The sequence below is a fragment of the Cohnella silvisoli genome (genome assembly GCF_021190915.1).
Classification (GTDB): domain Bacteria; phylum Bacillota; class Bacilli; order Paenibacillales; family Paenibacillaceae; genus Cohnella; species Cohnella silvisoli.
Genome location: NZ_JAIOAP010000001.1, coordinates 237,981 through 259,361, shown reverse-complemented (window position 1 = coordinate 259,361; position 21,381 = coordinate 237,981). Strand labels below are relative to the sequence as shown.

The window sequence follows — 21,381 nt, the reverse complement described above, 5'->3', positions numbered from 1 at the left end:
CTTAATACAAAGGGACAGCCCCATCTCTCTTTTTTAATATGCCTCTATTCACCCATCTAATCGTTATCTATGCGAATATGAGGATCATAGTCTGCAACGACCAGCACATCCATATGACGACCATGCCGCAAAATGGTTTTCACGACGGATTTGCGACGAAGGGATTGCCAGAAGCCGCGCGCCGATTGCCCGACAATCATCTGGGTGCTGTGATATTCGGCGGCTTTTGCTAGGATCACGTCTGAAAGCTGCTTAAACGACTCGGCATGTTGAGTCTCGTATTTACCGCCCAGCCTGCCGGTCAAATCCTGCAAGGCTTGAATCCTTTTGCCCGCTTCTTCGTTTATTTCCCGACCGACATGCACATACATGACATGCCATTCCGCCTTTAGCCGATAAGCAATACGGAAGCCACGGCGAATGAGCCGATCCGCGTTGCTGCTCGTCGTGACGCACACGAAGATGCTCTCTCTCCTCCATGGCCCTCTAAGCGAGCCGCTCCGCTCCCACGATTCCAGCCTTTCATCGACGTCGTCCGCGATTTCCCTAAGCGCTAGTTCCCGCAAAGCGATCAGATTGCCTGTTTTAAAAAAATTGCCGAGCGCTTGCGTTACTTTGTCCATCGCATACACTTTGCCCTCGCGCATTCTCTGCTGCAATGCATTCGGGGCTACGTCGATTAGCTCTACTTCGTCCGCCAATCTCAGAATGTTATCCGGCACCGTTTCCCGCACACGTACTCCCGTAATTTGTTCGACAGCATCGTTCAAACTTTCCAAGTGCTGCACGTTCAAGGTAGAGATGACGGATATTCCCGCTTCCAGCACTTCAAGGACATCATCGTACCGCTTCTTGTTCTTGCTGCCCGGAACATTCGTATGGGCAAGCTCATCAATAAGAACAACCTCCGGATTCCGGCGAAGGATGGCGGGGACGTCCATTTCCTCCAGCTCCGCTCCCTTGTAATTAAACTTCGAGCGCGGAACCGTAGGAAGATTGCCTACCTGCGCCCGTGTCTCTTCGCGCCCATGCGTCTCCAGAAGCCCGATTGCGACATCGATCTTCTTGCGCAGCAGGTCGTTGCCCTCTCGAAGCATCATGTAGGTTTTGCCGACGCCGGGAGCGGCGCCGATGTAAACTTTGAATTTCCCCCGTTTGATCCGCTCGATTTTCTGCTCGATCTCCTCCGAGCTTAACCGACGATAGGGATCGGATACCGGAAGGGAAGCGGACGATTTGGTCGGAAGCACCCTTTCCCCCTCGTAATCGGCGCGGTCCGCCACGAAATAGACGTCGACATTCTTAGTTTTCTTAAGAATCCCCGCCGCGATCGAACCTTTCCAGAAATCTTGCCAGAAGCTTTGCTTGGAATGCCCGAGCACGATCCGGGTTACGTTGTTCAAGGTGGCATAGCGAACGAGCGCAGCTGGCAATCTACGCCTTGAAGGCGCAGGCAACTCCTCGAACTCGGCGCCTATTTTGTCCGCCAGCTTCTCTATGGAACGTTTGAATTGCGCCGATTCTTTGGATAAGGGCTTCCGCGGGTTTACTAGCGTGACGATTCTTAAATCGCCGCCAAGCCTCTTGGCAATCTGCTGACCGCGCCGAATGTGAATCGAGCCATTCCAATGATACTGCGCCGAGACGAGGATGCGCTCGGCCACGCCGGAAGGGCCGACCAGCCCTTCCTTCTCGCGATATTTCTCTAGCGACTCATTCACACCTTCGGCCATCAGGCGCAAGGCGAGTTCCCTCAGCTTTCCGATGTTCCCCCGCTTTAACAAACCCGGATCCTTAAGATTCAAGTTGAGAAGGTTACCTTCGTCCATCCGTTTCAGCACCGTCTCGGGACTAACGTCGATTAAACGTACCTCGTCCGCCAGTTCAAGCGTATCGGCCGGAACCGTCGCTTCCGCTTCGATGCCCGTAAGCTTCTGGGCAAGCTCCGTTACGCCCTCCAGCTCGTAAACGTTCACCGTCGCAATGACGCTGATCCCGCGCCCGAGCAAGTATTGGATGTCCTCGAGCCTGGTCGCAAACCGAGCTTCCGGTCTATTGCGGTGGGCAAGGCCATCAACAAGCACGACTTCGGGATTCCGCTTAAGCAGCTCGTCGAGATTCAAATCTTTTTTTTCCACGGCGCCTTTCATCCAATGGATGCTCGGAATTTTTTCCAGCCCTTGCAGCTGCTCCACCGTTTCGGGACGACGCATGGTCGATACGGCGCATGCCACCACGTCAATTCCTTGGTTTTTCAGAGCATGACCTTCGCGCAGCATATGGTAGGTTTTGCCGGAGCCGCTTACGGCACCGATATACACCTTCAGCCGGCCATTCTGAATTTTGAAAATCGAATACAGCAACTCTTCCGGCGTCTTACGGCGAAAGCTTTCCATTTGCGGCTCCTCCTCCCTTGCACAGCCTAAGCGAGCTGCTATTTCAACAGAGCCTGCAATTCGATGTTCAGCTTCAGCACATTAACGCGAGGCTCGCCGAACACACCGAGGTCGCGGCTTTCCGTATGTTTACTGACCAATCGTTCGAGATCGGCAGCCAGTACGCCCGTCAGCTTGCTGATGCGGGGAATCTGCACTTCCGCGGATTCCGGAGTAATATGAGGATCAAGCCCTGAGCCTGAGTTCGTGATAAGCGCCACCGGCAGCTTGGATATCGGCACATCCGGGTTGTCTTTCTTCCACGCTTCGATGGAATCCCGGGTGCGTTGCAGCATATCCGGATTGGACGGAGCGTAGTTGTTCGAGCCGGAAGCCTCCGCTTTGTAGTCGATGCTCGACACCCGACCTTGAAAATACTTCGGATCGGCGAACTTCTGCCCGATCAGCTCGGAGCCGATTGCATTGCCGGATGAGTCCTTGATGAGGCTGCCGTTTGCGTTGTGCGGCATGAGAAGCTGGGCAATTCCGGTGCACGTGAGCGGATAAATGATCCCGCATAGAATGATAAACACGATGCTGGCCCTTACAGCAATAGCCACATATGAAATTCCAGTTGAACCCGGCAAGTTAGCAATTCTATTCATGGTTTAACCTCTTCCTTCCTATACCCAAAGGTGTACGACTAAATCAATTAACTTTATTCCGATAAAAGGTACGATGACGCCGCCGAGGCCGTAGATGACGATGTTGCGGCCAAGAAGTTTCGACGCGCTCATCGGCTTGTAGGCTACGCCTTTCATCGCTAGCGGAATGAGCAATGGAATAATAATGGCGTTAAAGATTAACGCCGATAATATTGCCGACAACGGAGAGCCAAGCCCCATGACGTTAAGTGCGCTCATCTCAGGGATAGCCAGAATGAACATAGCCGGGATGATCGCGAAATATTTCGCGATATCGTTCGCGATGCTAAATGTCGTAAGAGCGCCGCGCGTCATTAACAATTGCTTACCGATCGACACGACCTCAATAATCTTGGAGGGGTCGGAGTCCAGGTCAACCATATTAGCGGCTTCCTTGGCGGCGATCGTCCCGCTGTTCATGGCTAACCCTACATCGGCTTGCGCCAGAGCGGGAGCGTCGTTCGTGCCGTCGCCAGTCATAGCGACGAGCTTACCTTCAGCCTGCTCGCGGCGAATGAGCGCGATTTTATCTTCCGGCTTGCTCTCCGCGACAAAATCGTCAACCCCGGCTTCGCGGGCGATCGTCGCCGCCGTCAAAGGATTATCCCCGGTACACATTATCGTCTTAATGCCCATCTGACGCAGTTGATCGAACCGATCGCGCATGCCGGGTTTTACGGTGTCTTTCAAATAAATCAGGCCGTATATCCGGTTATCCATGGCAACGGCCAGCGGCGTTCCGCCTTCACGGGCGATCGAGTCGCTGCTCGCGTCCAAATCGGCCGGAATGTTTCCGCCTTGCGCCGTTACCCATTTTTTCACGGCATCGACCGCGCCTTTGCGCACTTTGCGCCCATCCTGCAAGTCAACGCCGCTCATCCTTGTCTCGGCCTTGAATTCGATGAACTCCGCACCCGTTGCCACCGATCCATCATAGGCCAGAGACTGCTTCTTCATCAGCTCGAGTACAGATCGGCCTTCAGGCGTCTCGTCTCGCACCGAGCTAATAGCCGCCCACTCCCCTACCGTTTGCAAAGCCTCGCCGCCGACGGGAACGAATTCGCTGGCCATCCGGTTTCCGTAAGTGATCGTGCCCGTTTTATCCAGAATCATCGTATTGATATCTCCGGCCGCTTCGACGGCTTTACCGGACATGGCGAGTACGTTGAACTGGGTAACGCGGTCCATCCCGGCGATGCCGATGGCGGACAGGAGCCCGCCGATCGTCGTCGGAATGAGGCAGACGAGCAAAGCGATCAACACGGGGATTTGAAGCTCGATATTCAGATACCCCGCGATCGGACCCAGCGTAACGACGACAATGAGAAAAATGATCGTCAAGCTGGTAAGCAGCGTATTGAGCGCTAATTCGTTCGGCGTCTTCTGCCGTTTGGCGCCTTCGACTAGCGAAATCATCCGATCGATAAACGACTCACCGGGATCGCTGGTAATCCGTACCGTAATCTTATCGCTGACGACGCGGGTCCCGCCGGTTACGGAGCTGAAATCCCCGCCGGCTTCCTTAATGACGGGTGCCGATTCGCCGGTAATCGCCGATTCATCGACGGAAGCTAGGCCTTCGATGACTTCACCGTCTCCAGGAATCATTTCCCCTTGGGAAACAGACACGATATCGCCTTTCCGCAACTCCGTAGAGGGAACGATCTTAATGACGCCCCCGACCACCTTGTTCGCATTGATCTCTTTTTTAGAATTTTTGAGCGAATCCGCCTGCGCCTTGCCTCTTCCTTCCGCCAACGCTTCCGCGAAATTCGCGAACAGGACGGTAAAGAGGAGAATGAAGAATACGGTCAGGTTAAATCCGATTTGATCTTGCGTTTGAAAGTAGCCGGGAAACAGCGTCATCATCAGAACGACGACCGTACCGACTTCGACGACGAACATGACCGGGTTTTTCATCATGCTCACGGGATTCAATTTAATGAAGCTGTCCTTGACCGCGCGACTTATGATCGCGGAGGATAACATCGTTTTGCGGTTTGCACTCATGATAGGTTCACCTCATCCTTTAGCCTAACTTCAAATGCTCTGCGATCGGTCCCAGCACGATGGCCGGCAAGAACGTCAATGCCCCGATAATCAATACAGTCCCGATCAATATACCGTAAAACAATTTATTGTCCGTCCGGAACGTTCCGACCGTCTCCGGTACCCATTGTTTGCGAACGAGAGAGCCTGCGACGGCTAGCATCGCAATCATGAAAATATATCGCCCGAACAGCATGACCAGCCCCGTCGAGATATTCCAGAAAGGCGTGTTGTCCGCTAGTCCCTCGAACCCGGAACCATTATTGGCGGCGGATGAAACGTATTGGTACAGCACTTGCGATATCCCGTGCGCTCCCGGATTAGTGATGGCACCCCGCCCAAGATCCGTCATGAACGCGATGGCCGTTGGCACCAAAATGAGAAACGGATGCGCTAGGATAGCAACGGCAATGAGCTTCATCTCCCGTGGCTCGATTTTCCGGCCCAGAAATTCCGGGGTCCGTCCGACCATGAGCCCGCACAGGAAAACGCCGAGTATCGCATACATCAGCATGTTGATCAGTCCTACGCCTTTGCCTCCGAATACGACGTTAAGCATCATCTCTCCCAAAGCCCCGAGGCCTCCAAGCGGGGTAAGCGTATCGTGCATATTGTTGACCGTACCAGTCGTAGCTGCTGTGGTGACTGCTGTGAATAGAGTCGACTGCGGTATGCCGAAGCGTACCTCTTTGCCTTCCATGCTGCCTTGCGAGGCATCGATTCCCATCGCGTTAATCGCTGGATTACCTCTCAGCTCGGAGAAATGGATAAGTGAGAGAAACAGCAGGAATAGCGTCATCATCGCGCTGAAAATAACCCAGCCTTGCTTGCGGTTTTTAGCGAACCTGCCATATACGTAAGGAAGCGAAGCGGGAAGCGCCCACATGGACAAAATCTCGATCACGTTCGTGAGCGGACTCGGATTCTCGAAAGGATGCGCCGAGTTGACTCCGAAAAATCCTCCTCCGTTCGTCCCTATGTGCTTGATAGATTCCAGCGCCGCGACCGGGCCGATTGCGATGCTCTGCACGGCGCCTTCAAGCGTCGTGACGGTCAGCGTCGGATCCAGCGTCTGCGGAACTTGCAGAGCCACGAGCAGTAAAGTCACGAGTACGGAAGCGGGAAGGAAAATACGAGTGTGCGCTTTAACGAAATCCTCAAAAAAGTTCCCAATCGTTTCCCCTTTGCTCGTAATGCCGCGCACGAACGCGATGGCAACCGAGAAGCCCGTAGCGGCCGAAGTGAACATCATCATCATGATGACGACCATCTGCGAAAAATAGGACAAGCCCGTTTCGCCGCTGTAATCCTGCAAGTTTGTATTAGTAATGAAGCTGATAATCGTATTGAAGGAAAGAGTCTGCTCCATATTGCCGATCCCGTTCGGATTGAGAGGCAGATATTGCTGTACCCTCAGAATCACGTATCCGACCGCCACGAGCACGATATTAGTCAGCAGGAAGCTTAAAGCATATTTCTTCCACGTCATTCCGGCGCGGCTCTTCAATCCAATTAGGAAATAGATCAATCTTTCGAACGGTCCGAAAATACGGTCCTGCCGATTCGGCTCATTCGAGAATACGTGATATACATAGTTCCCGACCGGCTTCACAAGCGCCACGAGCACGGCCAGGACAATGACAATTTGTAAAATACCCATTGAATTTCCTCCTCATCTTCAGCAACGAGACTCTCCTAGAATTTTTCCGGATTCACCAAAGCGTAGATCAAATATAGAAAAATGAATCCCGTAAATATCGATACGATGATCATTTTCGATCTCCCCCCGTCTCATCTACTACACGGCTGCACCAAGCCAAGAAGCCATAGAACAACGCGAATGTTCCCGCCAACATTAGAACCATATACAGATCAAGCATGTAACAGCCTCCTTTAGGTTTTCTTTAGCAAATCATCCGTAATGAGAAAGGCATAATCTTGCGCGCTGCTATGAATCACGTAATCGACGCCAAGTCCTTTGTAGACGTTACGGGGGTTTTGGCTTCCCGTAATGACGAAGATCGGCTTTGACGTCCAACTCCGACAAATCTGAACGTACCGACAACATAAATTCAAGCTTTTCTCGAAAAGATACACTTTGCCGACGCCGATCTCAGGAATTAACCATGATTCTTCTTTGGAAGTATTTACAACTATAATGTGCTCTGCCCCGAGGGCAGCAATTCGTTCGTATTCGGAAATATTATTAACGATAGCGGCAAAAGGGATTTCTCTCTGCTTGAGCAGTTTCATGAATCGCTCGCCTGCAATATTCGGGGCCGATATCAATACGACATCCCGGTTAGCCATTCCCATTCATCTCCTGTTCTCTATCCGAAAGAAGGCAACAAAAAAGAAGCCATGGGAAGAGGAACTCTTCTCGTGGCTTCTTGGCACGGCGGGCCGAACAAAATAAACCGTGTCAATCACGATCATCGTTGCCTCTCTCGGTACGCTTACGAGGTTAGCTGACGGATTCGGGCGTGAGAGTCGCCCTACCCGAAGCCACACTTGCGACTTCGGGATTCACCCCGTGGATTCCATCCTTCCGGAATCCGTTTGGTTCCCCCGCTCCCTGCTCGACCAGATTCAGGGATTCAGCGATAAATAAGCATAACAAAGCCGCAGAGGAATAATCCCTGCGGCCGGATTGGTCACAAAGTTCATCATCCTCTCTCCATTGCACGCAACCCTTTCGCAGTTCGGCTGCATACATCAACGCTTACGAGGTTAGCTGTCGGATTCGGGCGGTGAGAGTCGCCCTACCCGAAGCGCCGCATCCTAGGTGCGGCCGCTTCGGGATTCACCCCGGACGGCAAATGTTCGGCTCTCACACCGAAAATACGCCGTCGTTTGGTTCCCCCGTTTTCCTGTTACGGAAACTCAGCGATTACGAATTGAACAGTTATCAATTTCATGAATCGAATATTACGCTTGCCGCCAACTTTTGTAAAGCAATGCCAAATACACCTTTAACGCCTTATTGAGTCAACTTGGCAAGTTGTACCGCTTACAACGATCGCGACCTTTAGAATACTCTTTCCCACTCTCTATTTCTCCGTTTTACGAAAAAACGGCATAATACTCTAACTTCTTATTTTCACCGACGGAACATCAAAAAATGAAAACGCAAGCCAGAGCGAGCCTGAGCCTTCGTAATGCGAGAAAGAGGCTCTTTTGGGGTAGTAAATATCCGTAAATTGAGCTAAACTGTCATTTCGGAGCCTATTCGGCTGTATCGCTATTTTACAAGTCGCGGCTTCCAGCGGTATATTCTGTTCAGTTTCATCTGTCACGGATGATTTCAAGGAGCGAATGAGCTTGATCGGGATCGGGGAAGAACGAATAACAAGCATTCAATTGTATCAGTTTGACGATCCTCATAATTTGCCGAATGGGGCGTGCGTTAAGGAAGATTGCAGTTGCCGATACGGGTTGCTTAGAATTACGTGCTGCGGCCACATCGGCTGGAGCGAATGCGTACTAACTGAGAACACCGTAAGCTTCGACCTTGTTACGTGGTCTTCCTTCCTACATAACTTCAAAAAACCGACGTTAAAGGAAGCTTACGAGACGGTAGATCTCTTTCAATACAAATGGGGTACAACGAAGGCAGAGTTGGTACGTGCAGCTTTGAACGACATTGCCGCACAGCTGCATCACGACAATCTTCAGGAACAGAGGGTAACGGCAACCCGTTCTAGCGCCGTATGCGCGGCCGGCGGATCGAGAACCAAACGTAACGTTTCGTCGCCATCCCTTTCGATCGGATCCAACCATTCCGTAGTTCCGTTAGATACAGCGTCTTTAATAGAGAGTTGTCGCTCTTATTACGAAATACTGTAAAGGGGAGACGCTTATGTACACTTTGGTGTACATGCGCTCTCCCCTTTATTCATATTGGGACCTATTGGTTTGCTGCCGAATCCATCGGAGAAGAAGCAGCCACAGTGATCGTTCGATATTCATTCCCCAACGCGACATCTTCGGAACGAACAGGCCTTACTGCACAGTAGAAATGATAAAGTACTTCATTATGGCGTACAACCGCAGGCTTATGAGCATGGGATTCGTCTAGATCTCCAAGAGCGCCGTTCCGAAGGATCGGCTCATCGGCACGATGCCAATCCAGCAAATTTTCGGAAACCGCTATGCCCTCCTGTGCATGATGGCCATCAAAGCCGAAATAAAACATAATCCATTTGCTTCCGTCTTTAATGACGCAAGGGTCCGATACGAATTGCGATTGCCAACTCCCCGGTATGTTCGGAAGAATAGGGTTGTCTCCATACCTGTTCCATTGCGTCAGATCCTGCGACATGGCAACACCCGTCTGCTCATGCCACCGTTCTCCGGTATCCTTGGCGTTGTAAAACAAATAATACGTTCCTTCATGTTCGAGCAGGCATGCTTTATACAGGCCGCCTCTTTCCCACTCTGCCCCGTCCTTCCAAGAAAATACGGGATGTTCCAATCTGTTCCACTCTATCAATTCCTCATCTTCCGACCAAGCCAATCCAATCTCGGCCGGTCCGCTTTCATACCCTTCTTCGGGGTAAGCGTGGTATACCATCCAATATTTCCCGTTCACTTTCTTCAATACAGGACGCTCGGAGATCTCATCCGATTCCTTTAGAAGCCATGTTCCAGCCGCTCCGATTGTGTCCCAATGGCTTCCCTCTCCTCGGCGTAAAATCGTCCCGAGACTTCTCCAATGAATCAAGTCGTCGCTTTCCGCGATTGCAGTCTGATAGCCGAGGCCATCGAATCCGATGTAGGTCATCATGTAGCGGCCTCTATGATAGAAGACAAAGGGACTGTCAACGCCGTGGCTGTCAAACTGACCTTTCAAACCTGATCCCGCAATGACCGGAACCCCTAATTTATAATCGGTGCACCATTTCTTAAAGTCCGTTTTGTCGCCGTTCTTCAAGTTATCTCCTCCATTAGCCTCCGAACCACGAAAGACTAATTAATAAGGCCTGCCGCCGTATATTGCTCAGTCGCCTGATCAAGCAGAGTCTGCCCGCCGGTTTTAAGCCACTGTTCGACGAAGCCGTCATAATCCTTCGTGCCGCCCAGAATATATTTAATATCGAACTCGTTCTGCAACGTATCCAGATCGGAGACAATCTGCGGATCAAGCGACAGCAATGCCATATCGTTCGGATTGGCCGGCATTTGCTTCGTTTCGCTATCCAGCCTCATTTGCTTTTTATCCGATTCCCCCGGCTGCTCGTTCGTGCTTTCCACCACGCCGTCCAATCCTGTCGAAACCCACGTTCCCCAGTCGTAAGCCCCTTTATTATCTTGACGGTACAGTTCGCCCTTGAGACTGACGAACTTTCCGCCGCCCTCTACGTCCATTACCTTCTGTCCATTGACGCCGACTCCCCAGCGCAGCGCCCAGTACCCGTCATTCGGATAAGTGGAAGCTTCGATAATCTTCAAGATGCGTTCCAGCTTCACCGGATCCTCCGCCGCCTTCTTGGAAATCGAAATGATTCCCGAGGCGATCGCTCCAGGCTGGAGTTTGCCGCCATCCGGCCCCGCTTTCGGCATGGGCATGTTCTCGAACCAACCGATAGTCGAACCTGTTGCTCCGTTGCCGCCTTCCACTTCATTGACGAGAACGCCCGGGTAGAACGTAACTCCCACCTTGCCCGCAAAAAGCTTCGGTTTCCGCTGCTCCCATCCCTGCGTGTACCAATCCGGGTCAATAAGCTTCTCATCCACAAGAACTTTGACGAAGTCCAGCATCTTTTTATGAGTACCGTTAACGATCGAGCTTTCGACTTGGTTATTGTTCACGAAAATACCGCTTCGGCCGAACATCAGCTCCAATCTGCTCAACTCGCCAAGATTCGCTCCAGCGCCGGCCGAGCTGATTCCCCATGTATCGTTTTTCTGATTTTGATCAGGGTCGTCATGGGTGAACTTACGAAGAACGTTAAGCAGTTCATCCGGAGTAGTGGGGGACTGTAGTTTCAAATGATCGAGCCAATCTTGTCTAACTTTATAAGAAAAGGTGTTGGGGGTCGGGATTGTCGGCAGTCCGATCATCTTACCGCCCTCGTTCACATACGCTTTAGATTGTTTGGTGAACGTTGCGGACAAGGTCGGAATTTTGTCCAAATACGGGGTCCAGTCCTCCAGCAATACTCCTTGCTTGTAAAGCTTTTTCACCGTTTTGATATCCCATGCGTAGAAAATATCGGGCGGGTCGTTCGAAGCAAATTGCACCATCAGCTTGCTTTCCAAGTCCGCTTCGGGATACGCGGACAGCTTAAAATCTACATTATAGGTTTCATTCATCCACTTTCTCCAAGGATCGTTGTCATCGGTCGGCGTGTTGACCCACCCGTTCTCGATAAAGGAGATCGTTACTTTCTCGGCAGAATGGTCCGTGCCGTCCGGCGTTTCCTCAGCCGTATTGCTTCCTGTTGCCTCGCCTGCAGGGGATGAACTTGGAGTTGTCGTCCCGGACTTGTTGCTGCTGCACGCCGTCAAGACGACCGTACTTATCATGACAATCAACAGCAATACGCTTACGAACTTTCTTTTCATTTGCGATTCCCCCATCTCAAGTTTCTGAATTTATCCTTTCACCGCGCCCAGATACATTCCTTTGGTAAAATGTTTCTGCAGGAACGGATAAACCAGCAAAATCGGCACTGTACCGATCACCGCAACCGCCATCTTCAAAGATTCCGTAGACACGCGTTGCGCCGGATTTAATACAAGGGTTGGATTGAAATTGGAGCCGATGTTCGCATTGGCGAACATATTTCGCATAATCAATTGCAAGGGCATCCAATCCGGATTATTGATATAGATAAATGCATCAAACCAGCTATTCCAATGCGACACGGCGATGAATAGTCCGATGGCCGCGAGCGCCGGTTTGCTCATCGGCACAATAATGCGGGACATCATCGTCCAATCGTTCACCCCGTCGACTTCGGCCGATTCCTCGATCTCTTTCGGAATCCCTTCGAAAAATTGCTTAAGCACCAGCAGGCTCCAACTGTCTACGAGCCCCGGAATAACAAGAGACCAGAAAGTGTCGAGCAGGTGAAGATCTTTCACGACCAAATAAGTCGGAATCAAACCGCTGCTGAACAGGATGGTAACGAGGATAAGAAACAAAAATAATTTTCTGCCGACCAGTTGTTTGCGAGATACGACATAAGCTGCAACTAATGTCATGGTCAGCGTGAATGCCGTTCCTGCAACCGTCTTCATGACGCTTACTTTCAAAGCGTTCGTGAATACACTCCCGCTAAACAACCTCTCGTATGCAAGTAGAGTAGGACGAAAGGGAATAAATATAAATCCGTTACGCTGAATCCACTCCTGCTCGCTTACCAAGGACATGGAAAGCACGTAAAAGATCGGATACACCGAAGCAAGAGATAGAAGCCCGATAAAGACGTAAGAAATAATCTGATACACGCGTTCGCCTCGGAGCAGCTTCATAACCATCGTTCCTTCCTACCAGATTCCCGTGCCGGCATATTTTCTGGCCGCTTTGTTCGCAAGAATGACGAGCAACAGGCCGAATAAAGATTGAAAAAGGGACATTGACGTTGCCATGCTATATTGGAGTTGCGCAATCCCTTGACGGTACACCCATGTATCGATAATATCGCCTACGGAGTAAGTGGCGGGATTGTAGAAGAGCAGCACCTGTTCTCCCCCCGCATATAAAATCGATCCAATCTGAATCGTAAACAGAAAAACAATAATCGAGGCGATGCCCGGGAGTGTGACGTAAATAATTCGTTTGATCGGACCAGCCCCGTCGATTTTGGCCGCTTCATAAAGCGACGGGTCCAGCGCGGTTAATCCCGCCAAATAAATAATGGTCCCCCAGCCCAACTCCTTCCATACCCCGGTGCCGATCAGAATCGTCCGAAACCATTCCTCCGACGTTAGGAAAGAGAACGTATGCCCCGTTGTCCATTGCAGAATCTGGTTCAGAAACCCCGTATTCGCAAACATCGCATAGGCAATCGCGTAGACGATAACCCATGAAAAGAAGTGAGGAATGTAAAGGACGGTTTGACTTATTTTACGGAAGCGGGAAGACGCAAGATCAAACAATAGAATGGCTAGAATGATAGGCGGGAAAAATCCGAACACGATGCGCAGAAGACTGATTTCCACCGTATTTTGAAAAACCCTTTGAAAGTCCTTGTGATGGAGGAGTTGATTGAAATTATCCCAGCCAACCCATTCGCTTCCCCAAATTCCGCCCGTAAGATTATATTGTTTGAATGCCAGCAACACCTGAAGAAACATCGGATAATAACGGAACGCAAAAAAGTAAACAATGACCGGTATAAATAAGAGATAGAGCAGCCGATGTTTCCATATTTTAGCCCAAAGCACACGATCCTCTCCTTCATTCAGCGACTCTCTACGCCTTAATCTTAAGAAATGCATAACGGAAATGAAATACGTCATTCCTTGCGCATGGGGTGACAAACCGATCATGTCGCGATAATCAAATTGCGCATTCCGTAAAGTCGTGATTAACTTAAATCAGATCAAAATCGAACCGTTTTCGGCTCAAGTTCCAGGGAGGGGAGTTGTTGAAAAATCAAAAAAAACAATGGACCATCGACAACTGGCCCATTGCGATAAAATTGATCGTCGTCTACTCTCTCTTAATTTCCGGGACCATCTCCATCATAGGAATCGTTTCTTATTATTATTACAGCCGATCAATGGAAAGCCAAATAAGAGAATTTATTCCGCAGCTTCTCAGCCAAACAAGCCGTCATTTGGACACCTACCAGGGCCAATTGCTGTACGTTACAAAGACGGCCATGTCCAAGCCGAACATCGCGTCTATCCGCCATGCGATAAAACAAGCCGAGACTATGGGCGATCGGCAAACGCTGAGCACGTCGATTTTACTGAACGATGCCATTCGCCAATTGAATATTGAGCAGAGGCAATACGTACGGGGAATAACGCTCTACACGCGAAATTCCGGTGCCTTCTACCATAATATGGGGGAGGGCGGAGTCTGGTTGGAAAATCGCAATTACAAGAAAGAATCCTGGTATTCGGAGATCGACGAGCAAAACCCGGGTCCCGTTATTTTCGGTACCGAAGAGTTGCGGGATACGCTGGATTCCCCTTTCGTATTCAAAATCATTCAGCCCATCCGAAGTCAAGGCAGTCAAGATGTGCTTGGCTTTCTCGAAGTCGACGGCTCCTTGCAAATCATAAATACGATGCTCCTCGACGTGAACTTCGGTCCGGATACCCGAATCTTCGTTCTGGATCATCATAATCGAATTATGTACTCCAAAGGCAAACGAAACGTGGGAGAGGAATGGAATGCGGAGTTCGGCTTGGACGAAAATGGGTTATCGCTGCCCCAGCTCTCTCAATTCGTATCCATCGACGGCGTTCAGCATCTCGTAAGCCATATCAAATCCGATCAGACGGGCTGGAAGGTTATCGCCGTCATTCCGGCCGAATACCTTGCCAAAGGGATCAACACGGTAAAATGGTGGACAATCGCCGGCATTGTCGCGGGGACAAGCGTGGCGATTATTGCCGCGATTCTTCTGGCTTACAGCATGACAAGAAGGCTCAGACTTCTCGTCTTAGGCTTGCGGGATCTTGAGAAAAACGACTTTCAGATGCCGATTCCTCCGATTCGTACCGATGAAGTCGGGCGAGTATGGGGAGCGATCAGCAAAATGGCGGGGCGAATCCACGTTCTGATCAATGAAGTCTATCAATCGAAAATTCTGGAGCAAGAAGCGGAAATCAGGTCCCTTCAAAGCCAAATTAACCCTCATTTTCTCAACAATTCCTTGGAAACTCTGCGCTATCTTATCAAGAACGGCCGAACGCAGGCCGCGGAGGAGGGACTTATCGCTTTAGCCGATTTGTTCCGTTATCACACCGTACGGCAGCAGGAGATGGTTTCACTCGATGTGGAAATGGCATTCATGAAAAACTACTTGCACATGCAAAAGCTTCGTTTCGGCGAGCAATTGCAAATTGAATACGATATTGATGAAGAGGTGCTTCGGGCGTATTTGCCGGGGCTATTATTTCAGCCTCTCGTCGAGAATGCCATTATTCACGGCAGCAACCAATTCGGAACGATCGTCATCACGATTCGCATCAAGGAGAAAGAGGGTCAACTGGTCATCTCCATCATTGACGAAGGCAAGGGCATTCCACCCAAACGATTGAATGAGATTTGGAGCGCTTTGGAGCTTGGCACGGGAAAACAGGGCAGCGTTGGCTTGCTTAACGTCTATCGCAGACTTCGGCTGATCTACAAGGAAGAGGCGGAAATGTACATTCGAAGCGAATTGCATAATGGAACGATCGTCACTTTGAAATTCCCGCTTAACCTTGACTATCGAGAGGGGCATGTTCGATGAATGTACTCATTGTCGATGATGAGGATACGATACTGACGGGCTTAGCCGCGCTGATCGCAGAATTGCCGGAAGTCGATATTGGAGAAATCTATAGTGCGCTTAGCGGTTCCGAAGCGTTAAATATCCTTTCTTCATGTCCCATCGGTCTTGTCATTACCGACATTCACATGCCCGGGATAGACGGGTTATCTTTAACGGGGACGATTCGGTATCGCCATCCCGATATTCCGGTCGTGCTGCTAACCGGCTATAACGATTCTTCTTACTTGCAGCAAGCCATCCGGCTAAAAGCGGAAGATTACTTGTTTAAACCTGTGAAAGAGAAAGATCTCTTGAATATGTTCGAAAGAATCAGCCATCGGATTACCAATGACCGTAAACGCAATCGATTTATTAGCGGGGAGCAGTTCGATGCGCTTTCGCATCCGGTCAAGATGATCATGGCATGCGATATTGACGAAGGAGGGATGGAAAGGCGGTCGCAGCTCGGTGGCGATGAGATGATTCTTTGGTTGTACAGAAAAGTGATCTATGAAGCAGCGGAATCCCTGACGGATATTTATTTTATTTCGGGAAGTTCTACCGTTGACAGCTTTAATATGCTGATCGGTATTGGGGTCGAGTCCGCAGATGCGGCTATCCTGGAGCTGAATGAATTGGAAGCTGCCGTTCGCGAGTTCTGGTCCGACAACATCAGGCTGGAGATCAGTTTCGGCATGTCTACGGCCAGCAGCACGGGACCGTTTCGTTTATTAGAGAAAGAGGCCTGCAGCGCGCTGCTGTATCGCATTCATCAGAACAGCGGCACCTACCGTTTCACATCCATCTCCGCCCCTTTAACGCCGAAATATTCCAAAACTCAACTTCAATCCGCTATTGAAGTAGGAGATGCGGGAAACATCTTGTCCGAGCTTAAAAATGGATTATTGAATATTTTCGACTGCGAAGCTGCTTCACAGATTCACTCGGTTGAAGAAATGCTGCAATTTCTATATGCGCAGTTAGCCCATTGTTATCCAACGGTAAGCCTTCCGCTGTTCAATCGTATTTCGAAACTAACCGAAATGATGTTATGGTCGCGAACGAAAGATCAATTTCTTCAATTGTTCATGCACGAAATGAATGGCTGGCTTGAATGCGTCCTCCCCGGCCATTCCGAATACGGCATTGTAGGGCTTGCGAAAAACATCATTCATTCCCGTTTCTCGGAATCTCTCAATATAAGCGAGGTTGCGGCTGCCGTCTATGTTAGCCCAAGCCATCTCAGCCGCCTGTTCCGGGCGCAAACGAATATGACGTTTCTGGAATATCTTACGAACGTTCGCGTAGACGAGGCCAAAAAACGATTAGCGGATCCCAAAGCTAAAATTTATGATATTTCAGCCCAGGTGGGCTACAGCGATTGGAAGTATTTCAGCAAGGTTTTCAAGGAGATCACTGGTTATCATCCGAGCGACTACAGAAATCGGATTCTGGCCATCCCGGCGAATGAAGCCGACAATTGATTGTCAAGTTTCGATGTGCTGATCTAACTTTACCAGCAGATTTACTGCGGCAGAACTATTTTCCTGAGATATATCTCATCCCTATCATCAACTGCCGCTGGAGAATATTTGATCTTATTCTTTGGCTGCATTGATCTTCCTCCTCATAGCTGCGATTACTTGATTATGGTCAAGTAACTGCGCTCCTTCAGCAACCTGCTTTTCTGCAATCAAGAGCTTGGATTGTAATTTAATGCGAGCTTCCATCCGCCGAAACGCCTCATGACTCATAACAACTAGATCGGCTTCCCCGTTACGTGTTAGAACCACTGGCTCATCGAGCTCGTGACAGTATTTTGAGAAGCCATTATAATCTTGAAGAATCGTAGTAGCCGGCTTGATATTCATTCTTCGCATCCTTTCACCTGACATTTTTCTGACTATGTTAAATCATTACCCTAATAGGTAGTACTACTCGTCGCTGTACCACTATTGTGGTACGGTTCACAATTTCCTGCTCACGGGGATACCGTCAAAAGCCCTCCGTCCCTACGCAATCTCCCTTAGCCGATCAGCCAGCACCTTGACCATGCTTTTCAGCACGTCGATCTGCTGGAAGCAGAAGGAAAACACCTGATGGCGGTGAAGCCGCAACAGAACGGTATGTTCGGTTGCCGTGCAATCCGCCGAGCGAGGGCCGCTATCGATAATGGCCATCTCTCCAAAGCATTGACCAACGCCGAGATTAGCGAGAGTTTCGGTTCCCCTATGGACCCGTATTCCCCCTTCGATAATGCCGAACATCGAATCGCCGTACTCATCCATACGGCATATGGCTTCGCCCGGTTCATAGGCTACCTCTTCCACGCGATGCGCTAACCGGATGAAATCGTCCTGGGACAAGTGTCTGAATAGTTCGATCTTCTGGAGGACCAGCACCCTACGCAGAATCGCTTGATTAAGCGGCTCGTTGGAGATGACCGATATTTCCAAAGCTGCCGCGACTTGAGCGGCATTGTCTACGGAAGGCTCTGCTTCGCTACCCTCCGACTTCGGTTGCGCCTGATTCACCATTGCCGAGCGCAGCTTGCGAGATAATCTCTTCATCATCTCCAACGCCAATTCAGTCCGGTCGAACATCGCTTCGTAGAAATCGGAAGAATCCAAGCGCAGCAGCCGCAGATCGGTTTCCGCGCGAATCGTTGCCGTACGCAGTCTTCTAGTCAGCACAGCGGTCTGCCCGAAACTGTCTCCCGCATCCCGTTCATCCACCCGAACGCCTTCGCGATATACGCCTGCCCGCCCTTCCCTGACCACATATAGCGAATCGCCGGGGTCTTTTTCCCGAAATACCACGCCGCCTGCAGGGACCTCGACAACTTTCAAATAACGAACGACAGGCAATAAATCCTTGCTCGTAAAACCTTCGAACAAAGAGGCATTTCTAAGCGCGCGCATGGTCCACATCCTCTCCAGAAGGGCATTATCATCAGACACTCCCGTGGATTGAACGCCACCCCCGGGCACTTCGGATTCGTCTGAAACGGTATCTCCCCGTTCAATGACCTCGGCATAACGAATGACCTCGCGAAGTCCCTCATCTCCGTGCTCATAAAGCCATTTCAAATGTTCTCTTTTCAATAAACCGCTTTTATCCGACGCAGACGGAGAAGCCGATACAGAAGCCGCCTCCTTCGGCGCAAGCATCCACTTTGTAAGCTCCATCCGAAGCTCGCCATGCAGCATCTGATCCATGACTTCCGCGGCATTGGCCTGTCGCCTGACGTCGCCCTCGGACCAGCCGATATATACCGCGTCTATCGTCTTCGGGTCGTAATTTAATCCTAGCAGTTGGAACGCCCGGCGGATCATGGCCGATCGAAGCTGTTCCACCGTATCCCGCACTTCCGTTTCCCCCGGATGATCGGGGTTCCAGACGTTATGTTCGCCAAATTGCCCGTAGCTCTCCAATTCGCCCAGCACCAATCGCTGAGTTTCTTGGAAATCCACCTGGATTTCCAGACTCCGCATGCCCGCTAACGCTTCAAGCAGCTTGTCCCGCATATCGTATCGTACAGAGTCGTATTTCCGAAAAAGAATAGAGAACGCTCCCTGAGTTCCCATTCGCTCAAACACCTTAGGTACATGCAAAGAGGAAGCTTCCCTGTCTAAATACGGTTCAAGCAGCGGAAGAATGACTTTGGCTTCATAGGCAGCCAATGCCTCGATAGCTTCAGGACGGGTCCGGCTTTCCTGCAAAAGAGGAACGATGGAAGGAACCAACTCGGGCACGATTAGCTTCGATGCCGACTGAAGGGCGCATTTCCGCACTTCGGGCGATGGATCCTGCAGCAATGGAATGAGCGGCTTATAGAACTCGCGGATGCCGATCCGGCCGAAGAGCGCTGCCATCGCCGTCCTTTCTTCCTCGCTGACGCTATCGATCAAAGCTTTAAGCGTTCCGACCGCGCGGAACATGCCTTCTATCCCGTAATATTTAATCAATCCGGCAATCGCGCCGGCCCTGATCTCGACTTCATCCGCTTTCAGCCTTTCGGAGATCATCTCGAGATACTCTTCTTTGGCGTAGGCGGCGATTGCGATCAGCGCTTGGGATTTGATTCGTTGATCGGAATCCGGCTCGGCGAGCAATCGTGCCAGTTCCTCATCCATTCCGATAGGGAGCGCCCGCTCTACGTAGAGTAAAGCCTCTACGCCAACCTCCGAAGAAGAATGCCGTAGCAATGAAGGAATATAAGGCGACAGATCGAACTGACCCAATCCTACCAAAATCCGAAGAGCATACAGCGCTTGCTGCCGATCCCCGCTTTCCAGCGCGCCTATTAATAGTTGTCGACTGGCCGGATCCATCAGGTCAAGCTCACCTTCCTGAAGATCGCTCCCGTTCGTCTCCAAAGAAGACAGCAGCATGCGCAAATACGCGCTTTTGACCCGAATGGCCGCAAAAATCCCCACACCCAGAAGCCCTGCAATAATGAAACTGAATTCCCGCGCGCTCAATAGCGGTGACAGGACGATCAAGCTAATGGCAGCGACTCCCTTGGCTCCATTGCGAACAACTCCATCCAGGAAGCTCTTCGCGCGGTTTCGCCATTTCGGCGAGATCGGAAACATGATGAGTTGGTTAACGGAGGAATAAATCGTATCCCCGAGAACTTTATCGCTGCCTTTTACAAGAATGGCCATGGCTAGAACCGGAAAGAAAATAACGCCGAGGCTGCCCGCGAACAGCGCTAGCGGAAATACCAAAATCGAAGTCATCACTCCGAACTTGCTAACCAGCTTACCTGCCACGAACAGTTGAACGAGCAATGCGCACAATCCCGAATAGCCGTAGAAGCTGCCCATGAATCCGGCCAAAGCGTCATTTTGCAGCGTCCCCCTTAAGATGACCTTGAACTGATAATCGATGAATGTTAGCGAGAGGACAAGTGCCGCGGACATGATGGCCACGTATTTCAAATGGGGGACGTTCTTGAACAATCCGCCGCTCGATTGCTTTGCGCTCTTTCCGTCTACGGTCTTGTTTGCAGGCTGCGGGTTACCGAAAATCTCAGCGGCATTCGGACTCATCCGAATGACCATGAACACGGCTAGCAGAGCGATCAACTGAAGTCCGGCGTAGAAAAAAATAAGATTGTCGGTACCTACGAGCGGCGAAAGAAGCTTTAAACCGAAACCGCTGACAATGCCGCCGACAAGACCGCCGCTTCCGACAAGAGGAATGGTTTTCTTGGCTTTGCGCTGATCGAGCACGGAAGAGGCAAACTGCCAGAAGCAGACGATCATCAAGAAATTGAACACATCGTAGCCTACGTATATAACGGGATAAACCCACAGCAGATCAAGTCCGACACCGATTCGAGACAGCACCACGAGCAAAGATACGAAGGGAATAAGGAAGAAGAGAAGACGATCCAATCGAATTCGACTGCCGTAACGTTGAAAAAGGAACCCTACGAGGATAAGCGAACCTGCTTGAGGAAGATACATCAATGAGAGCTGCGAGGCATCGAAGCGCGACAAGAATAGCGTATCCGCTGCCGTCCTCCCTACCGTCGAAGCCGAAACTACGCAAAATAAGTAGAGGAACAATCCGATTACTCGGGCATTCTCTTGCTGCCCGTCGCTTGTCCGCCCCCAAGGCAACTTTAACGCTATCCCGCCGATTTTTAGCATAAGTCGAAAGACATCTCCCAATCGCATTGATTAATAGGAAAATTGTACTATAAAAACGGATGAATTGGCAGAAGAAAAATAACGAGACCAGTAGGGATGTCGATCCCTGCCGATCTCGTTTTCTAGGTCGGTTTTTCTTATCGAAACG

Annotated in this window: 16 protein-coding genes and 2 riboswitches; of the genes, 3 read left to right on the top strand and 13 right to left on the bottom strand. The window is 50.5% G+C overall.

Translation table 11 applies throughout. The annotated features are described in order from the left end of the window. Window positions 1–56 precede the first annotated feature (56 nt). Genes K7P76_RS01065 through K7P76_RS01040 form a run of 7 tightly spaced genes read right to left on the bottom strand, consistent with a single transcriptional unit; the run spans window position 57 to window position 7,438 of the window. Window positions 57–2,396, bottom strand: a complete 2,340-nt coding sequence (locus K7P76_RS01065; protein ID WP_232182222.1) for a histidine kinase — start codon at window positions 2,394–2,396, stop codon at window positions 57–59. A 38-nt stretch (window positions 2,397–2,434) separates the two neighbouring features. Continuing rightward, window positions 2,435–3,040 (bottom strand): potassium-transporting ATPase subunit KdpC, encoded by a 606-nt coding sequence (gene kdpC, locus K7P76_RS01060; RefSeq protein ID WP_232182221.1) that lies wholly within the window; start codon window positions 3,038–3,040, stop codon window positions 2,435–2,437. A gap of 18 nt (window positions 3,041–3,058) precedes the next feature. Continuing rightward, on the bottom strand, window positions 3,059–5,089 hold the full coding sequence (kdpB, locus tag K7P76_RS01055; RefSeq protein ID WP_232182220.1) for a potassium-transporting ATPase subunit KdpB: 2,031 nt from the start codon (window positions 5,087–5,089) through the stop codon (window positions 3,059–3,061). Window positions 5,090–5,108: 19 nt separating this feature from the next. Further along, window positions 5,109–6,788 (bottom strand): potassium-transporting ATPase subunit KdpA, encoded by a 1,680-nt coding sequence (kdpA, locus tag K7P76_RS01050; RefSeq protein WP_232182219.1) that lies wholly within the window; start codon window positions 6,786–6,788, stop codon window positions 5,109–5,111. Window positions 6,789–6,823: 35 nt separating this feature from the next. Further along, on the bottom strand, window positions 6,824–6,901 hold the full coding sequence (locus K7P76_RS33590) for a potassium-transporting ATPase subunit F (protein WP_373692327.1): 78 nt from the start codon (window positions 6,899–6,901) through the stop codon (window positions 6,824–6,826). After that, the gene (locus K7P76_RS01045; RefSeq protein WP_232182218.1) at window positions 6,898–7,008 is read right to left on the bottom strand and encodes a DUF2681 domain-containing protein; all 111 of its coding nucleotides are present in this window, start codon (window positions 7,006–7,008) and stop codon (window positions 6,898–6,900) included. The genes K7P76_RS33590 and K7P76_RS01045 overlap by 4 nt, the downstream gene beginning before the upstream one ends. A gap of 13 nt (window positions 7,009–7,021) precedes the next feature. Further along, entirely contained in the window at window positions 7,022–7,438 is a 417-nt protein-coding gene (locus K7P76_RS01040; protein WP_232182217.1) for a hypothetical protein, read from the bottom strand. A gap of 127 nt (window positions 7,439–7,565) precedes the next feature. Next, window positions 7,566–7,741, bottom strand: a riboswitch (cyclic di-AMP (ydaO/yuaA leader). Between the two features lie 91 nt (window positions 7,742–7,832). Continuing rightward, a riboswitch (cyclic di-AMP (ydaO/yuaA leader) is annotated at window positions 7,833–8,027 on the bottom strand. Window positions 8,028–8,449: 422 nt separating this feature from the next. Between K7P76_RS01040 and K7P76_RS01035 the strand changes: the two genes are divergently transcribed. Continuing rightward, window positions 8,450–8,974: a hypothetical protein gene (locus K7P76_RS01035; RefSeq protein ID WP_232182216.1), complete on the top strand. Its 525-nt coding sequence runs from the start codon at window positions 8,450–8,452 to the stop codon at window positions 8,972–8,974. 61 nt (window positions 8,975–9,035) lie between these two features. On the opposite strand, the gene K7P76_RS01030 is transcribed toward K7P76_RS01035, so the two are convergent. Genes K7P76_RS01030 through K7P76_RS01015 form a run of 4 tightly spaced genes read right to left on the bottom strand, consistent with a single transcriptional unit; the run spans window position 9,036 to window position 13,522 of the window. Beyond that, window positions 9,036–10,061 carry a family 43 glycosylhydrolase gene (locus K7P76_RS01030; RefSeq protein ID WP_232182215.1) on the bottom strand — a complete coding sequence of 342 codons (1,026 nt, stop codon included), beginning with the start codon at window positions 10,059–10,061 and terminating at the stop codon, window positions 9,036–9,038. Between the two features lie 35 nt (window positions 10,062–10,096). Then, on the bottom strand, window positions 10,097–11,695 hold the full coding sequence (locus K7P76_RS01025) for an extracellular solute-binding protein (RefSeq protein ID WP_232182214.1): 1,599 nt from the start codon (window positions 11,693–11,695) through the stop codon (window positions 10,097–10,099). A 30-nt stretch (window positions 11,696–11,725) separates the two neighbouring features. Beyond that, on the bottom strand, window positions 11,726–12,607 hold the full coding sequence (locus K7P76_RS01020) for a carbohydrate ABC transporter permease (RefSeq protein WP_232182213.1): 882 nt from the start codon (window positions 12,605–12,607) through the stop codon (window positions 11,726–11,728). 15 nt (window positions 12,608–12,622) lie between these two features. Next, window positions 12,623–13,522 (bottom strand): ABC transporter permease, encoded by a 900-nt coding sequence (locus K7P76_RS01015; protein ID WP_232182212.1) that lies wholly within the window; start codon window positions 13,520–13,522, stop codon window positions 12,623–12,625. Between the two features lie 203 nt (window positions 13,523–13,725). Here K7P76_RS01015 and K7P76_RS01010 point away from each other — a divergent pair, with 203 nt between their 5' ends. Continuing rightward, window positions 13,726–15,549: a cache domain-containing sensor histidine kinase gene (locus K7P76_RS01010; RefSeq protein ID WP_232182211.1), complete on the top strand. Its 1,824-nt coding sequence runs from the start codon at window positions 13,726–13,728 to the stop codon at window positions 15,547–15,549. Next, a complete protein-coding gene (locus K7P76_RS01005) occupies window positions 15,546–17,054 on the top strand; it encodes a response regulator transcription factor (protein ID WP_232182210.1) in 1,509 nt (502 codons plus the stop codon). Before K7P76_RS01010 ends, K7P76_RS01005 begins: the two co-directional genes overlap by 4 nt. A 114-nt stretch (window positions 17,055–17,168) precedes the next feature. Here K7P76_RS01005 and K7P76_RS01000 read toward each other — a convergent pair whose 3' ends face one another. Both K7P76_RS01000 and K7P76_RS00995 read right to left on the bottom strand, forming a co-directional pair. Further along, the gene (locus tag K7P76_RS01000) at window positions 17,169–17,441 is read right to left on the bottom strand and encodes a type II toxin-antitoxin system Phd/YefM family antitoxin (RefSeq protein ID WP_232182209.1); all 273 of its coding nucleotides are present in this window, start codon (window positions 17,439–17,441) and stop codon (window positions 17,169–17,171) included. Window positions 17,442–17,582: 141 nt separating this feature from the next. Then, a complete protein-coding gene (locus K7P76_RS00995; protein ID WP_232182208.1) occupies window positions 17,583–21,233 on the bottom strand; it encodes an Npt1/Npt2 family nucleotide transporter in 3,651 nt (1,216 codons plus the stop codon). Window positions 21,234–21,381: the final 148 nt, after the last annotated feature.

Bases quoted from the DNA above. Each gene is read 5' to 3' on its own strand.
- kdpB (WP_232182220.1), bottom strand. From the start codon at position 5,089: ATGAGTGCAAACCGCAAAACGATGTTATCCTCCGCGATCATAAGTCGC.
- K7P76_RS01025 (WP_232182214.1), bottom strand. From the start codon at position 11,695: ATGAAAAGAAAGTTCGTAAGCGTATTGCTGTTGATTGTCATGATAAGT.
- K7P76_RS01065 (WP_232182222.1), bottom strand. From the start codon at position 2,396: ATGGAAAGCTTTCGCCGTAAGACGCCGGAAGAGTTGCTGTATTCGATT.
- K7P76_RS01000 (WP_232182209.1), bottom strand. From the start codon at position 17,441: ATGAATATCAAGCCGGCTACTACGATTCTTCAAGATTATAATGGCTTC.
- K7P76_RS01005 (WP_232182210.1), top strand. From the start codon at position 15,546: ATGAATGTACTCATTGTCGATGATGAGGATACGATACTGACGGGCTTA.
- kdpC (WP_232182221.1), bottom strand. From the start codon at position 3,040: ATGAATAGAATTGCTAACTTGCCGGGTTCAACTGGAATTTCATATGTG.
- K7P76_RS01040 (WP_232182217.1), bottom strand. From the start codon at position 7,438: ATGGCTAACCGGGATGTCGTATTGATATCGGCCCCGAATATTGCAGGC.
- K7P76_RS00995 (WP_232182208.1), bottom strand. From the start codon at position 21,233: ATGCTAAAAATCGGCGGGATAGCGTTAAAGTTGCCTTGGGGGCGGACA.
- K7P76_RS01020 (WP_232182213.1), bottom strand. From the start codon at position 12,607: ATGAAGCTGCTCCGAGGCGAACGCGTGTATCAGATTATTTCTTACGTC.
- K7P76_RS01045 (WP_232182218.1), bottom strand. From the start codon at position 7,008: ATGCTTGATCTGTATATGGTTCTAATGTTGGCGGGAACATTCGCGTTG.
- kdpA (WP_232182219.1), bottom strand. From the start codon at position 6,788: ATGGGTATTTTACAAATTGTCATTGTCCTGGCCGTGCTCGTGGCGCTT.
- K7P76_RS33590 (WP_373692327.1), bottom strand. From the start codon at position 6,901: ATGATCATCGTATCGATATTTACGGGATTCATTTTTCTATATTTGATC.